This is a genomic window from Paenibacillus sp. GCM10023250, from assembly GCF_042653205.1.
Taxonomy (GTDB): domain Bacteria; phylum Bacillota; class Bacilli; order Paenibacillales; family Paenibacillaceae; genus Paenibacillus_Z.
Map to the genome: position 1 here is coordinate 1 of NZ_JBHSHY010000071.1, position 15,877 is coordinate 15,877.

Consider the following 15,877-nt stretch of genomic DNA (forward strand, 5'->3'; position numbering starts at 1 on the left):
GGCGAACGCCGGGCCCGCCGCGGCGCCCGTCAGCGCGTCGGCGAGCAGCCGGGCCGCGGCGCGCGCCGCGCTGGCCGCCGCCGCGTCGGCGAGCTGCTCGCCGTGGCTCGCCCAGTCGCCGGCGACGTACAGGCCGCGAATCTCCGGCACGGCCGGTCCGGGCTTGGGATCGCGCCGGCCGACGTGCGGCTGGTCGTGCACGACCGTGATGCCCGGCAGCAGCTGCTTGGCGACGACATGCTGCCGCCAGCCGGGCTGCAGCAGCTCCATCGTCCGCTGCAGCGCCTCCTCGTCTGCGCGCGGATCGCGCTCGCCGGGGAGGTTGTATTTGATCAGATGCGTTACGACCGTGCCGTCGTCGCTCAGCTTTGCCGCCCGCGAGTGGTTCGAGAACAAGAACGGCTGGTCGAGGCCCATCACGAAATCCCGTCCCGGCGCAGGCAGGCGGTCGAGCGCGAGGTCGAGGCAGGCCGCCGTCACGGGGCGGGCGTCTTCCTTCCAGCGCAGCAGCGCCGTGCGTTCGGCGCCGGGCACGAGCCGGAACGTATCGCCCGGCGGCAGCGCGCTGACGACGCTGTCCGCCGTCCACCGTTCGCCGTCCGCGAGCGTCACGCCCCGCACGGCGCCGTCCTCGTGCGCGATCGCGGCGACGCCCGCGCCGGTGCGGATCGCGACTCCGCTGCGGACGGCAAGCTCGCGCAGCCGGTCGGTTATGCTCTGCCAGCCGCCGTCGAGGTACTGCACGCCGTCCTTCAGGGCGAGCCGCACTTGGCGCAGCACGGCCGAAGCGAGCTGCCGGTCGATGTCGCGGCTGTACGTCGCCGTCCGGCACAGCGCGTAGAACAGATGGCGCACCATCGGGTCGCGCACCTCGCCCTCCGCCCATTCGCGGAGCGATACGCCGCCGAGTCCGGCGCCGTCGAATTTGCCGAGCCGCGCGAGCAGGCGGGCCAGCTCCATTTTGCCGGCGAACCGGAACAGCTTCGAGGTCAGGAGCCGATATGGATCGGCCGGCAGCGGCACGAGTCCGTTCTTCCAGATGACCGCTCCCGCCGCGCCCGGCACGTCTCCCTTCGGCTCGATCCCGAACCGCCGCAGCGCCGCGAACGCCTCGCCTCCGCGATAAAGCGCGTGGCCCCCTAGATTCAGATACGCGCCGTTCTTGCGCACGGAGATCGCCCGCCCTCCGACATGCGCCGATTTCTCCAGCAGCACCGTTAATTTGCCGGCCTTCGCCACCTCGATCGCCGTCAGCAAGCCTGCCAATCCCCCGCCGATCACAATCGTTTCCGCGTGTTGCATCGCAACCGCCTCCTCATTCGCAAGTTGCATATAGGACGTGGAAGGAGCGCGGTCTGTGACAGCCGCGCCGAAAAAAATCGCGGAGGCCCGTTTTCATCCACTGTACCATACATGGCGGACGTCTGCGCGCGCCTGGCGGCTGCGGGAGAAGGTGCGCTACCCGTACTATTTTGCCGGCGGGACCATAGGATGAAGAGAAGCCTTTGAGCCGAGAACGGGATGCCGATTCGGGGGCTTTTTTTCGCCAAGCGGCAAAACTTCCCCGCCCTTGTATTCCCCTTTGAATTTTGGGAGAATAAATAGGAATACGCGGTAACGTGCGAAGAGAGGACCTGAAATGAACAAACCTTCGATATACGGATTGACGCTCGGGCAGCTGACCGAATGGCTGCGCGAGCGCGGACATAAACCTTCGCGGGCGCTGCGGACGTGGGAATGGCTCTACCGGAGCCGGGTGACGTCGTTCGAGGCGATGACGGACGTGAACGCCGACTGCCTCGCGCTGCTCGCGGAACATTTCGCGATCGGAACGCTGGCCGAGCACACGCGGCAGGAATCCGCCGACGGCACGGTGAAGTTCCTGTTCCGGCTGCAGGACGGCAACCTGATCGAGACCGTGCTCATGCGGCACAAATTCGGCCTGTCCGTCTGCGTGACGACGCAGGTCGGCTGCAACATCGGCTGCAGCTTCTGCGCGAGCGGGCTGCTGAGCAAGAGCCGGGACCTGTCCGCAGGGGAGATCGCGGAGCAGATTATGAAAGTACAGCTCTATCTCGACGCCGCGGGACAGGGCGAGCGCGTCAGCCACATCGTCGTGATGGGCATCGGCGAGCCGTTCGACAACTTCGAGAACTTGGTCGACTTCCTTGACATCGTCAAGGATCATAAAGGGCTCGCGATCGGCGCGAAGCACATTACCGTCTCGACGAGCGGACTGGCCGACAAGATTATCGAATTCACCGACCGCGGCCTCGGGGTCAATCTCGCGATCTCGCTCCACGCGCCGAACAACGAGCTGCGCACGCGGATCATGAAGATCAACCGGGCGATTCCGATCGAGAAGCTGATGGCGGCGATCGATTATTACATCAGCAAGAACAAGCGGCGCATCACGCTGGAGTACATCCTGCTGCGCGGCGTCAACGACCGGCAGGAGGACGCGCTGGAGCTCGCCGAGCTGATCGGCGAACGCCGCCCGAACGTGAACGTGAACCTCATTCCGTACAATCCGGTCGACGAGCACAGCCAGTACCAGCGCAGCGAGCAGTCGGCGATCCGCGGCTTCTATGATACGCTGAAGAAGCAGAACGTCAGCGTCAGCGTCCGCCTCGAGCACGGCACCGACATCGACGCGGCCTGCGGGCAGCTGCGCAGCAAGCAGCTGAAGGCTTCCGGCTAGCGGCCGCGCGGCGGCGGGGATAACGACGGCCAGGCACCCGTAGAAGGGTGCTTTTTGCCGCGCGCTCTTATAGTCGGCGGATTTTTGGTCAACACTGACAAGATGGTGCAATTGTGGTTCGGCGCGGACAAACAAGCGGTAATCGGGTAAGATGGAGTTATCTAATACGAATAAACGGGAGCGGTTGACATGGCGGGCGAACAAGTGATTTTAACCAAGGAAGGCTTCGATAAGCTGCAGGAGGAGCTGGACGATCTGAAGTACGTCAAGCGCAAGGAGCTTGCGGCGCGGATCAAGCTGGCCATCAGCTACGGCGATCTCAAGGAAAACAGCGAGTACCATTCGGCGAAAGAAGACCAGGCGTTCATGGAGACGCGCATTCAGGTGCTGGAGAAGATGCTCGCCACGGCCCGCGTCGTCGAAGGCGGCAGCCTCGACAGTGTGCAGATCGGGGCAACGGTCGTGCTGCACGACGTGGAGTTCGACGAGAAGATCGAATACCAGATCGTCGCGCCGGCCGAAGCGAACGTGGGGGCAAACAAGATTTCGTACGAAAGCCCGCTCGGCAAGGAGCTGCTCGGCAAGAAGGTCGGCGAGCGGATCAGCGTCAACGCGCCGATGGGCGTCATCGAATACGAACTGCTGGAAATCAAGTAGCCGTCGGATGCAGCGCGCGGCGCTTCGTCGGGTGCGAAGGCGGACTTTCCGCTCGCGGCGGCGGCATATGGAGGGGGCGTCTCAGGCGCTCCCTCTTTTTTATGGGGTCCGGCCCGTCTCCCCTGTACGGGATCCCTCCCGGACCGCTGTGCTTCATCGACCTCGCGTCCGTGAGTTAGCTCCCATCAGTTGCGTCACCGTCCCTTACGCCACCTCTCCTAATCTGCTGCCGTCTTTACCCCGGCGTTCACCGATCCCCCGTCACGACCACCATCGTAGTCCTTGTACCATGCCCGAATCGGGTCTCCACGCATTTTTGCACGGTCGACACGCAGCCTCTATTCGCCACATCGGCCATCCTCCATCTCCAGCCGGTCCGGCCAGACTCCTCTCCCGCACCGCCGATTTCGCGCTCGGCGGCTTTTTTATGGCCTTCGTTCGGCCGATTTCCACAAAACCTTACATGCCCTCCCTCTTTTTCGCCCTGTTTTGCGTCCATTCTACATTCTGAATCGGAATCTGTAAAAAACTGGGGAAGACAACTTTCCAACAAAATTCCACACATATATGATATATTGAATATATAAAAAACCTTGCGGAGGGCTGCAACGATGTATATGGACAGAAAACCGCTATATATACGCATTCAGAGCCATTTCAAGGAGGCGATTCGTGCCGGACGCCTGCGCGAGGGGGACCGGATTCCCGCGGAGAAGGAGCTGCTCGAACATTTCAACGTCAGCCGCATTACGGTTGCGAACGCGCTCGGGGAGCTCGCCCGCGACGGGTGGATCCACCGCGTGCCGGGGCGGGGCACGTTCGTGCGCGGCGTGCCGGAGGACGAGAGCGGCTATGCGGCCGCGGCGGCGGAGACGGCGGGCGGCGACATTGGTCTCGACGCGCTCGGTGCGCTCGGCGGCTCGTCCGCAGCGGGGAACGGTGCGGACGGGCAGGACGCCGGGGATGGGCGGGCTTTGCCGCAGCGGGGCGCCGGCTTAGATGGAGCGGAGGCGGAGCAGCCGTCGGAACGGCCGCGGATCGGCCTCGTCATCCCGTTTATCGGCGATTATTTCGCTATTCGGCTGCTGTCGGGCATCCGGGATGCGCTGGAGGCCGCAGGCTATTCGCTTCTCGCGCTGTTCACGTTCAACGACAAGGAGCGGGAGAAGGAGCTCATCCGCGAGCTGCGGGAGACGGTCGAGGGATTCATTATTTTCCCGGTGGACGCGAACGTCTACAATGAGGAAATCATCGCGCTGAAGATGAACGGCTACCCGTTCGTGCTGATCGACCGTTACCTGCCGGGCGTGGAGACGCACACCGTGAACGCGGACGGCGCCTTGGCGGCGAAGCTGGCGGTCGACCATTTGTGGGCGCTCGGGCACCGGAGCATCGCGATCTGCGCGGATACGCCGCTGTCGACGGCATCGGTCGACGACCGGGTGAACGGCTACATGAACGCGCTCAAGGAGAACGGCGGCATGATCAATCCGGCGCTGCTGCTGACGGATTTTACGGTCGAGCCGGGGGAGACGGGGCCGGACCATCCGCTCGTGCGGACGATCGCGAGCCGCGCGGCGACGGCGTACATCGCGCTGAACAGCACGCTCGGCCTGCATATCGCGGCGCTGGCCAAGGAGGCGGGGCTCGAGGTGCCGCGCGACCTGTCGGTCGTGACGTTCGACAACCCGAGCCGCGGCCTGCTGGACGAGCAGGGGATATTCACGTACATCGACCAGCATGAAGGCGGCATCGGCCGGAGCGCGGGCGAGCTGATCCTGGACATCGTCGGCAAGCGAAGGAAAGGCGCCGAAGCATACAGCCACATCGTGCTGAAGCCGGAGCTGGTCGTGCGCGGGACGACGGGGCGGGCGCCGGAAGCGCGGTGACCGTCCCGGACGGCGCGGGGAGAGCGGCGGGCGAAGCGGAATGCGGGCGGCAAGCCGGGCGCCGGGAGGAACGAAGGCGACAAGCGGAACGGGGCGGCTAGGAGAAGCGAGGGCCGCGGAACATGCTTCCAGCGGAGGCATGTTTTTTATTTTTGCAAAACCAATTGATCTATTATACATATATAATATATTATTATGTCATATCTATCGAGAGCCAAGGGAGGATGACGGAATCAAATGCCGCATACACCGATTAATATGGAGGTACTCCGCCAGACGCTGCGGGGTATCGAATCGCGGATTTATACGAAGGTCGCGCCGCTGGCGATGACGGCGTACGCCACGAAGGAGCCGGTCGTCTTCGCGGAACGCGAATCCGGCGAACGGCTGGAGCTGCAGCCGGGCGACAGATGGGGCGAGCGGTGGGACTGCGCATGGTTTCATTTCCGCGGAACGGTCCCGGAGACGGCAGCGGGCCTGCCGGTCGTGCTGCTGATCGACGTCAACGGGGAGCTGTGCCTGTTCGATGAGGAAGGCACGCCGCTTCAAGGGCTCACGAACGTGAACTCGGAGTTCGACCTGTCGCTCGGCTTGCCCGGCAAGCGGGTGTTCCGGTTCGCGGAGCGCGCCAGCGGCGGCGAAGCCGTCGACCTGTGGGGCGACGCGGGCAACAACGACCTGTTCGGCTTCTTCCGGAGCGGAACGGTGAAGGAAGCGGACATCGCGATCTGCCATGAGGACGTGCGCCAACTGTACTACGATTATGAGGTGCTGCTCGATTACGCCGAGCACGCCGGCGACAAGTCCGCGCGCACGTCGCGCATCGTGCAGGCGCTGTACGACGTACATCTCCTGCTGCGCCGCCCGTCGGACGAGGCGGTCGCGGAAGCGCGCCGCATCCTGGGCGCCGAGCTTGCGAAGCGCGGCGGCGACCCGACGATGACGGCGTCGGCGGTCGGCCACGCGCACATCGACCTCGCCTGGCTGTGGCCGATCCGCGAGACGTACCGCAAAGGGGCGCGGACGTTCGCGACGGTGCTGCGCAACATGGAGCGGTACCCCGACTATGTGTTCGGCGCGAGCCAGCCGCAGCTGTACCAGTGGGTGAAGGAGCAGCATCCGAAGCTGTACGCGCAGATCAAGGCGCGCATCGCCGAGGGCCGCTGGGAGGCGCAGGGCGCGATGTGGGTGGAGCCGGATACGAACGTTTCCGGGGGCGAAGCGCTCGTGCGGCAGATTTTGTACGGGAAGCGGTTCTTCCAGGAGGAATTCGGGCTCGACATGCGCATGCTGTGGGTGCCGGACGTGTTCGGCTACTCGGCGGCGCTGCCGCAGCTGCTTAAGCTCTCCGGCGTCGATTACGTCATGACGCAGAAGCTGTCGTGGAGCGTGCATAACGACCATCCGCACCATACGTTTTTCTGGGAAGGGCTGGACGGCAGCCGCGTGCTGACGCATCTGCCGCCGGAGGATACGTACAACGGTCCGGCGCTGCCGCGGTCCGTCCTGAAGGCGGAGCGGGACTATTATGATAAAAACGTCTCCGACCACTGCCTCGTCGTGTTCGGCATCGGCGACGGCGGGGGCGGTCCGGGCGAGGAGCATTTGGAGCGGCTGGCCCGCGTGAAGAACCTGCAAGGTCTCATTCCCGTGAAGCAGGAGCCGGCCATCGCGTTCTTCGACAAGCTCAGCGAGAACGCCAGCCGCTACAAGACGTGGAAGGGCGAGCTGTACCTCGAGAAGCACCAGGGCACGCTGACGAGCCAGGCGCGCAACAAGCGGTTCAACCGCAAGCTCGAGAAGGCGCTGCGCGAGCTGGAGTTCGCGGCTTCGCTCGCCCACGCGTCCGGGACGGGCGCCTATCCGGCCGCGGAGCTGGAGACGATCTGGAAGGAAGTGCTGTTGTACCAGTTCCATGATATTTTGCCGGGCTCGTCGATCACCCGGGTGTTCGACGAATCGCTGGCGCGGTACGAGGCGCTGCTCGCCCGCGTGAACGAGCTGACGGCCGCGGCTTACCGGGACGCGGCGGCGGCCATGGCGCCTTCGGGCGCGGAGCGCGCGGCGGTCGTGTTCAACTCGCTGCCGTGGGCGCGCACGGAATGGACGAACGCGGTCGACGGCAGCTGGCGCGAGGTGACCGTGCCGGCGATGGGCTACGCGGTCGTCGACGCGGCGGCGCCGCAGGCGCTGCCGGCGTTCGAGCTTCGGGCGGCGGACGACGTGCTCGAGAACGAGCTCGTTCGCGTGACGTTCCTCGCGGACGGCAGCATCAGCTCCGTCTACGACAAAACGCTGCGCCGCGAGGTGCTTGCGCCGGGCGAGCCGGCGAACGTGCTGGCGGTCTACGCCGACAACGGCGACGCATGGGACTTCCCCGAGGATTACGCTGCGGCGGGCGCGGAGCGCATGACGCTGACGGGCGCGCGCGCGTTCGTCGACGGGCCGCAGGCCGTCGTGGAGCAGCGTTATGCCTACGGCAGCTCGACGCTGGTGCAGCGCGTGTCGCTGACGGCCGGAAGCAAGCAGCTGGCGTTCGCCACGGAAGCGGACTGGCAGGAGAACGGCCGGATGCTGCGGGCGATCTTCCCGCTGAACGTCTATACCGATGCGGCGAACTGCGAGATCCAGTTCGGCCACCTGAAGCGCCCGACGCACCGCAACACGATGTGGGATTACGCGAAGGACGAGATTTGCGCGCATCAGTGGATCGACCTGTCGCAGCCGGACTTCGGCGCCGCGATTCTGAACGATTGCAAATACGGCTACAGCGCGAGCGGGCACACGATCAGCGTTCATCTGCTGCGCAGCCCGTCGTACCCGGACCCGGTCTGCGACCGCGCGGAGCACCGGTTCGATTACGCGCTGCTGCCGCATGAAGGCGACTTCGTGGCGGCCGAGGTGTACAAGGCGGGCTACGCGTTCAACTCGCCGCTCGCGGCCGCGCCGGCCGGCGGTTCGGCGGGCGGCGCGCTGCCGGCGGACCGGTTCTCGGCGCTCGAGCTGGACGGCCGCGGCGTCATGATCGAAGCGGTGAAGAAGGCGGAGGACGAGAACGCCCTCATCGTGCGGCTGTACGAGACGTCGGGCGCGAACGCGTCGGCGCGGCTGCAGGTTCGCCTCGCCCATGAGTCGGCCGCGCTGGCCGATCTGATGGAGCGGGAGACGGAAGCGCTGACCGCGGCGGAAGCGGGCGGCTACGACCTCGCGTTCGGACCATTCGAGATCAAGACGGTGAAAGTGCATTTATAAGCGATCGAGCAAGGACAACAATACGGCAGGCTCCGGACTTCCCTTCAGGGGAGGGCCGGGGCTTTTTCCATTAGATACGGCTCTGCGGCCGCTTGACACGAAGTCTGCTCCGTACGTTAAAATGGACTGATATCCGGACCGAGTATAGGTTGGGCATGTGCTACAGCGACGTATGGGCTATTATGGGGACAATTTTACAAGTTGGAGGATTATTCATGTCGACCATTCAAGATAAGATTCGGGACAATATGATCTTGGCTTACGACAGGCTGGGGGCTTTAAGCGGATTATCCAAGTTCGTGCAGACGGATCGCATTCAACGATTCGAATCCGATATCCCTTTCGGGCTGTTCAACAGCGTGTTTACGTACAACGATTCGGCAGATGCGGATCCGGCCGAGGAGATGAAGTCTCTGGCGTCCCTGTATCGCGAACGCGGGCAGAAATTGGCCTGGGTGACGTATTCCCACGAGCCGGACGACGTCATCGACCGGGCACTGGCCGCCAATGATTTCAAGCAGGTGGACAGCATCGCGGGCATGGCGCTTTCGCTTGCGAACTGGACTTCCGGGGAGGCCGGCATTCCGGGCTTGGAGGTTCGGGCGATCCGGGAACCGCGCGAGATCGCGCAGTACCGCGAGGTGATCTTGGCGGGCTTCGGGATTCCCGAGCCGATGGCGGAGCTCTTCTCCAAGGTATTCGTGGACGGACCCAATCAGGATACGGCCTATGTGCAGCATTACCTGGCTTACATGAACGGGGTGCCGGTCACGACGATCACGACGTTCACGCAGGGGGACGTGGCGGGCATCTATAATATCGCGACGCCGGAGGCTCACCGCAGACGCGGCTTCGCCCGGGCGACGCTTGACCATGTCGTGCGCGACGTGCAGGCGAAGGGCGCGGCATGGGCGGTTATCCACGCGACTGCCATGGGGGCCGGCGTGTATCCGAAGGTCGGCTTCAAGGAAGAAATGACGTTCAAAATCTACGCAGGCTGATCGCGCGCGCCGGAAAAAAACGAATAAAGTTTAACTTCTGAGCCAAAAGCCGATCTTGGTACGATACAAGACTCGGCTTTTTCCATGATATAGGCAAAGCGAAATGCGCATGCTAGCGCGTGAAGGAGATTGGCAGACGATGGTAGTGGAGAAACAAGAGGGGCAGTTTCGCGCATACGCGCTCAGCGAGGAGATTTTGCGGGCGCTCGGCAGCCTCGGTTACGACGAGCCGACGCCGGTGCAGCGGGAGGTCATCCCGCAGGTGCTGGCGCACCGGGATTTGACCGTTCGCGCCCAGACGGGCAGCGGCAAGACCGCGGCGTTCGGCATCCCGCTCTGCGAGCTGATCGACTGGGCGGAGAACCGCCCGCAGGCGCTCGTGTTGACGCCGACGCGGGAGCTGGCGGGACAGGTCAAAGAGGATCTCATCGGCTTCGGCCGGTTCAAGCGGCTGCAGGCGGTCGCGCTCTACGGCCAGCAGCCGTTCGCGGCGCAGAAGACCGAGCTGAAGCAGAAGGTCCACGCCGTCGTCGGCACCCCGGGGCGCGTGCTGGACCATATCGGGCGCGGCACGCTGCAGGTGGAGCGGATCCGGTTTCTCGTGCTGGACGAGGCGGACGAGATGCTGAACCGCGGCTTCGCCGAGCAGGTGGAGGCGATCATCGCGGCGCTGCCGAAGGACCGGGTGACGCTGCTGTTCTCGGCGACGCTGCCGGAGGACGTGGAGCGGCTCGGGCGGACGCATCTGCGCGGCCCGCTGCACCTGGACATCGCCGCGCCGGGCGGCGTGGCGGCGGAGCGGATCACTCACAAGCTGTATGTCGCCCAGGAGCGGGACAAGCCCGCGCTGCTCAAAGCCGTGACGGTGACGGCAAATCCGGACCGCTGCATCGTCTTCTGCGCCACGCAGGAAGCCGTCGACGCGGTTTACCGCGAGCTGCGCGCAAGCGGCTATCCGTGCGGCAAGCTGCACGGCGGCATGGACCAGGACGACCGCTTTAAGGTCATGCACGCGTTCCGGCGCCGGGCGTTCCGCTTCCTGATCGCGACCGATCTGGCGGCGCGGGGCATCGACGTCGAGCACGTCACCCACGTCATCAATTACGACCTGCCGATGGACAGCGAGAAATTCGTTCACCGTATCGGGCGGACGGCCCGCGCAGGGCTGGCGGGCGAGGCGATCACGTTCGCGACCCCGCGCGAGGAGCGGCGGCTAACCGAGATCGAGCACTACCTCGGCTTCGCGCTGCCGCGGGCGGAGGCGCCTTCGAGCGAGGCGGTCGAAGCGGCGCGGGCGGCGTTCGACCGCAAGCTCGCGGCCGCGGAGGCGCCGCTCCCGGACCGGCGGGATCGGCTCGGCGCCGGCATCGTGAAGCTGTATTTCAACGGAGGCAAGAAGAAGAAGCTGCGCGCGGTCGACTTCGTCGGCACGATCTCGAAGCTCGAGGGCGTCGCGGCGGAGGACATCGGCATCATCGCAATTCAGGACAACGCGACGTTCGTCGATATTTTGAACGGCAAGGGACCGCTGGTGCTGCGCGCCATGAAGACGACGACGGTGAAGGGCAAACTGCTGAAGGTGCACGAGGCGAAAAAAGACGAGTAGCCCCGCTGCAACTTTATTGGCTTCGGACGCGTTCTAACAGGTGAACATAGCTTGCGATAACATGGAGGGTACCCACAATGAAAAAATGGCTTCTTACGTCCGTCGTCCTTGCATCCGTTCTGGCGGTCAGCGCCTGCGGCAATGCGAATTCCAACGATTCCGCGGCCTCGAACGCCTCAGGCGGCTCGAACGCGACGAATACATCGAACGCTTCGAACGGCACGAATAATTCCGGCGCGTCCAACGCGGCCAACGCGAATGCGCCGGCGGACGAATCCGCCACGTCGCCGTCCTACTTCGGCGATTGGACCGTGACGGGCGTCGCCGGATCCACGGCGGTATCGACGTCGCCGGACGACAGCATGATCGGCACGAAAGCGACTTATGCGAGTGACAAAGCGGTTTTCGGCAAGGACGAGATTCAAAAGCCGGAATATAACGAAAAAGAGCTGGCGAAGGACGATTTCGTCAGCGAATTAAGGGTGCAGCCGAAGGATCTCGGCATCGATGCGGATTCGGTCAAGACGGTCACGATCGGCGACGGGACGGGTATGGGCCACTTCTTCATAGTGAAGGACGCCAATACGCTGCTTGTTCTGTGGGACGGTAATTTCTATGAAATGAAGAAGGCGGCGTAACGAACGCCTCATCGGAGCGCCTGCTGCCAGCGGGCACTACAAGGAAAAGGAGCGGCTCAATGCCGCTCCTTTTCCGCGAGGCCGGACAGCGATTTGTGAATCCAAATCGCGGCTTGCGCGCCTTCGCCCATGGCGACGGTCGCCTGCTCGGAGTGAAAGGCGATGTCCCCCGCGGCCCACAGCCCTGGGACGGTCGTCTGCTTCGTGCGCGGATCGGTCCAGACGTGGCGGTTCGGGTGCATGCGGGCCCCGAGCTGCTCGGCGAGCCCCGAGCGCACCTCGTTGCCGCCGAAGGCGACGAACGCGCGGTCGGCGGCGACTTCCGTGCCGTCTTGCAGGACGGCGGTCTGGAAGACGCCGTCGCCCGCGGCGCGGATGGCCCGCACCGGGGCAATCCGGTGCGCGATGCCGGCGGCGTCGAGCCGCGCCGCCAGATCCGGGCCGAGCGGATGCGCCTCGTCCTCCTGGCGCAAATAGACCAGCCGCCCGGTCCATTGGCGCAGCGTGAGCGCCATCTGGGCGCCGACGTCGCCGCGGCCGAGCACGAGCGTCTCGCGGCCGCGGATCTCGTAGCCGTCGCAGTCGGGGCAGACGAAGACGGTCAGTCCGAGGCAGGGCCGCAGGCCCGGCCAGTCGGGCAGGCGGTCCATGACGCCGGTAGCGAGCAGCATGGCGCGCGTCTCGTAGACGGCGCCGTTCGCGCCACGCAGGCGAAACGCGCCGGCGTCTTCCGCGCCGGACTCCACGTGCTCGGCCGCCAGGATCGTGTCGCGCGCGACGAGGATGCCGTATTCGCCGAGCTGCCGCCGGCCCGCGCGGCGCAGCTCCTCCCCGGACACGCCGTCCGGGTAGCCGAGGAAATTGCGGTACCTGCGGCACAGCGTGGAACGGCCGTCCTCGGAATCGACGATGAGCACGCGGTGCGCGTCGTAGCGTCCGAGCTGGATGCCCGCCTGCATGCCGGCGAGGCCTCCGCCGACGATGATGCAGTCGTAGGTCATAAGGTGCGGTGCTCCTTTGTCGGTCAAGATAGGGCGGCGGTTTGCGGCCGGCCGCTCGTTTCCATAGCATTCCACTCCTTAGTGTGGCGGATATCGGCCGTTCTATGTAGAGGCGCCGCGGCCGATCGGGGCGGGCTGGCCGGGCCGGGGATGGCTTTTTCGGGACGGGCACGGTATCGTAGACATAAGAGGGCCGCGGCATCGCCCGCGAAGCCGGGAGGATTATATACGAAACGATCGGAGGCGGCATCGGACCGATGATTAAAATGCGAAAAGGCGCGCTCACGCTCTTCGAGAGCGCGTTATACAAGACGGCCTCGGCCGTCGTTCAAGGCGAGGACGCGGTGCTCATCGTCGACCCGTGCTGGCTGCCGGGGGAGGTCGAGGAAATCCGGCGTTACGCCGACGAAGCGGCCGTGAACGGCAAGCGCAAGTACGTGCTGTTCACGCATTCGGATTACGACCATATTATCGGGTACGGGGCGTTTCCGGACGCGGAAATCATCGCCTCGGCCGCGCTGGCCGGCAAGAGCGCCGAAGCCAAGGCGGAGCTCGAGGAGCAGATCCGGGCGTTCGACGACAGCTACTATCTGGAGCGCGGCTACGAGATCCGCTACCCGGCGGTGACGCACGCGATCGAAGGCGACGGGCAGCGGCTGCGCCTCGGCGCTTCGGGCTCGCTCGAACTGACGTTTTACCAGTCCCCGGGGCATAATGACGACGGGTTGTATACCGTCGTGGAGCCGCTCGGCCTGCTGTTCGCGGGGGATTACTGGTCGGATATCGAGTTTCCGTATATTTACCACGACAGCCGCTTGTACGAAACGTCGATCGCCAAGCTGGACGCGATGCTGGAGGCGCATGCGGTCACGCGGCTGATTCCGGGCCACGGGAGCTCGACGACGGACCGCGCGGAGATGAAGCGGCGGCAAACCGCTGACTTTGCGTACATCGCCGCGATGCGGGCGGCCGTGCGGGCGGGCGACCAGGCGGGGATCGACGCGCTGATCGCGGGCTGCCGGTTTCCGCGCAACCTGCGCAAGTTCCACCGGGGGAACCAAACCTTGTTCGAGCGGGAGCTCCGGGAGGAGCGGGAAGCGGGCGGCCGGCCGTAAGGGCGAGTGGCATGAAGCGAACGGAAGGAACGGAAGTGAAATGAGCGGAAAAGACATGCTGTGAAACGAAGTGGACAGCCGGGCTGCGGTTTTGGGCGAAGGCGGGCGCCGGATCGCCCGGATGCGGGCAGCCCTCCGCAGGGCGTTGCGCTGGAGGCCGAAAGGCCGGGCTCTCGCGCCTCGGGTGCAGGCGGGCGATAGTGGCCGCTCGATGCGGCACGGGCGGCGGACTGCCGAACGGCACGTAAAAAGGCATCTTCCGACGTCGCGGCTGAGCGGACGTAAGGAGGATGCCTTTTTGATTATGCGCGAAGCGTGTATGCGCCGTATCATGTGTGCGCGGTATGTCGTGCGCAAGCGTCTGGTCGCAACCGCCTCGCGGCCGGGCGCATAGCACGCGGGTGACAGGTCTGCGGACCGATCGCGGATCGAGGGTCAGGTATGGGCGCGCAGGTAAGGCGCCTGTGCGCGGACCGCGGTCAGCGCGAAGCGGCACGATCGGCGGCCTTGGCGCGAACACGCGAGCGTCCCGAGGTGGACTTGCGCGACGAGCCGTCCGTCCGCCTTAGGCGCGCAGCTTAGCGAGGTCGAAGGCCGGTACGAGGCCCTCCTTCATCGCGCGGCCGAGCAGCGATTCGACGGCGGCGTAGCCGCTCGCGCCGAGGTTCGCGGTGAATTCGTTGACGTACAGCGCGATATGCTGCTTGGCGACGTCCGGGGACATCTCCTGCGCGTGCTCCATCACGTAAGCCTGCGACGTTTCCGGATGGGCCCAGGCATAGTCGACGGAAGCGCGGATCCACTTCGACAGCGAAGCCGCGTCCAGAGAGCGGCGGGCGATGATGGCGCCGAGCGGAATCGGCAGGCCGGTATCGGATTCCCACCAGCTGCCGAGGTCGGTTTGCAGGCTCAGGCCGTAGTTTTGGTACGTGAAGCGGGCTTCGTGGATGACGAGCCCTGCGTCGATGGCGCCGTCCCGCACGGCCGGCATGATCTCGTGGAAAGGCATGACGACGATGTCGAGATTGCCGCCCGGGATGCTTTGCGCCGCCCACAGCCGGAAGAGCAGGTATGCGGTCGAGCGCTCGCTCGGCACGGCCACGCGTTTGCCCGCGAGCTCGGCGGGGGAGGCGAGCTTGTCCTTGGTCAGCACGAGTGGTCCGCAGCCGCGGCCGAGTGCGCCGCCGCACGGCAGCAGGGCATAGTCGTCCAGCACCCACGGCAGCGCGGCGTACGAGATTTTCAGGACCTCGGGGCCTTCGCCGGCCGCGGCCCAATTATTGGTGATGTCGATGTCGGCGTACGTGACGTCGAACGCGGGCGCATCCGGCACGAGGCCGTGCGTCAGCGCATGGAAGACGAAGGTGTCGTTGGGACAAGGAGAATACGCGATTTTCATAAGATCAGAGCACCTCTTTCAAAATCTCGCTGGCGCGCTCCAGCGCGCGGAGCGCGTCGCCGATCCGCCAGGCGTCCCGGTCGCGGGGGCCGACGGCGTTGGATATGGCCCGCAGCTCGAGCGCGGGCAGGCCGAACTGCCGCGCGGCCTCCGCCGCGCCGAAGCCTTCCATGGCTTCGGCTGCCGCGTCCGGCACGCGCCGCAGATGCTCCGCGGCGGTCGCGGCTGTGCCCGTCGCGGTCGAGACGGTGAGCACGGGTCCGGTGCTCACCGGCAGGCCGGCCGCGGCGAGGCTCGCGGCCAGGGCGCCCGCGAGGCGGGCGTCGGCGGCGAGGCGCGCGGAGCCGAAGCCGAGCTCGTCCACGCCGGCGAAGCCGCTCGCGGTCTCGGCGCCGAGGTCGGCCGCGACGAGCGCGGTCGCGACGACGAGTGACCCGACGGGCGCCCGCCCAGGGAAGCCGCCCGCGATGCCGGCGCTGACGACGAGCGCGTAGCCGTCGGCTCCCGCGGCCGCGAAGCGCGCGGATGGGGCCGGCACGCCCGCGGCATCTCCGCCGGCGCGCGGCGGCTTCGCGTCGCCCCCGGCCGCGTCCGGCGCGGGCGCGGCTTCGGCGGCGG

Annotated in this window: 12 protein-coding genes; 8 read left to right on the plus strand and 4 right to left on the minus strand. The window is 65.6% G+C overall.

Annotated features, from left to right (window positions below; genetic code table 11):
• Positions 1 to 1,302, minus strand: a 1,302-nt coding sequence (locus ACFPB1_RS26780) for a phytoene desaturase family protein (protein WP_379229258.1), incomplete at its 3' end; no start/stop codon positions are given.
• A gap of 337 nt (positions 1,303 to 1,639) precedes the next feature.
• On the opposite strand from ACFPB1_RS26780, the gene rlmN reads away from it, so the two are divergent.
• The 7 genes from rlmN (at position 1,640) to ACFPB1_RS26815 (ending at position 11,744) form a co-directional block, all read left to right on the plus strand.
• On the plus strand, positions 1,640 to 2,701 hold the full coding sequence (rlmN, locus tag ACFPB1_RS26785; RefSeq protein WP_379229260.1) for a 23S rRNA (adenine(2503)-C(2))-methyltransferase RlmN: 1,062 nt from the start codon (positions 1,640 to 1,642) through the stop codon (positions 2,699 to 2,701).
• A 189-nt stretch (positions 2,702 to 2,890) separates the two neighbouring features.
• A complete protein-coding gene (greA, locus tag ACFPB1_RS26790; RefSeq protein ID WP_379229261.1) occupies positions 2,891 to 3,358 on the plus strand; it encodes a transcription elongation factor GreA in 468 nt (155 codons plus the stop codon).
• A 611-nt stretch (positions 3,359 to 3,969) separates the two neighbouring features.
• Positions 3,970 to 5,247: a GntR family transcriptional regulator gene (locus tag ACFPB1_RS26795; protein WP_379229262.1), complete on the plus strand. Its 1,278-nt coding sequence runs from the start codon at positions 3,970 to 3,972 to the stop codon at positions 5,245 to 5,247.
• Between the two features lie 237 nt (positions 5,248 to 5,484).
• On the plus strand, positions 5,485 to 8,499 hold the full coding sequence (locus tag ACFPB1_RS26800; protein WP_379229263.1) for an alpha-mannosidase: 3,015 nt from the start codon (positions 5,485 to 5,487) through the stop codon (positions 8,497 to 8,499).
• Positions 8,500 to 8,714: 215 nt separating this feature from the next.
• A complete protein-coding gene (locus ACFPB1_RS26805) occupies positions 8,715 to 9,500 on the plus strand; it encodes a GNAT family N-acetyltransferase (RefSeq protein ID WP_379229264.1) in 786 nt (261 codons plus the stop codon).
• A 139-nt stretch (positions 9,501 to 9,639) separates the two neighbouring features.
• A complete protein-coding gene (locus tag ACFPB1_RS26810) occupies positions 9,640 to 11,106 on the plus strand; it encodes a DEAD/DEAH box helicase (RefSeq protein ID WP_379229265.1) in 1,467 nt (488 codons plus the stop codon).
• A gap of 77 nt (positions 11,107 to 11,183) precedes the next feature.
• Entirely contained in the window at positions 11,184 to 11,744 is a 561-nt protein-coding gene (locus ACFPB1_RS26815) for a hypothetical protein (RefSeq protein WP_379229267.1), read from the plus strand.
• A gap of 56 nt (positions 11,745 to 11,800) precedes the next feature.
• Here ACFPB1_RS26815 and ACFPB1_RS26820 read toward each other — a convergent pair whose 3' ends face one another.
• Positions 11,801 to 12,745 carry an NAD(P)/FAD-dependent oxidoreductase gene (locus tag ACFPB1_RS26820; RefSeq protein ID WP_379229268.1) on the minus strand — a complete coding sequence of 315 codons (945 nt, stop codon included), beginning with the start codon at positions 12,743 to 12,745 and terminating at the stop codon, positions 11,801 to 11,803.
• Positions 12,746 to 13,002: 257 nt separating this feature from the next.
• Between ACFPB1_RS26820 and ACFPB1_RS26825 the strand changes: the two genes are divergently transcribed.
• A complete protein-coding gene (locus ACFPB1_RS26825; RefSeq protein ID WP_379229269.1) occupies positions 13,003 to 13,860 on the plus strand; it encodes an MBL fold metallo-hydrolase in 858 nt (285 codons plus the stop codon).
• Between the two features lie 565 nt (positions 13,861 to 14,425).
• Here the strand turns inward: ACFPB1_RS26825 and ACFPB1_RS26830 are convergent.
• Entirely contained in the window at positions 14,426 to 15,259 is an 834-nt protein-coding gene (locus ACFPB1_RS26830; protein ID WP_379229271.1) for a 1,4-dihydroxy-6-naphthoate synthase, read from the minus strand.
• 4 nt (positions 15,260 to 15,263) lie between these two features.
• Positions 15,264 to 15,877, minus strand: a 614-nt coding sequence (locus tag ACFPB1_RS26835) for a futalosine hydrolase (RefSeq protein ID WP_379229272.1), incomplete at its 5' end; no start/stop codon positions are given.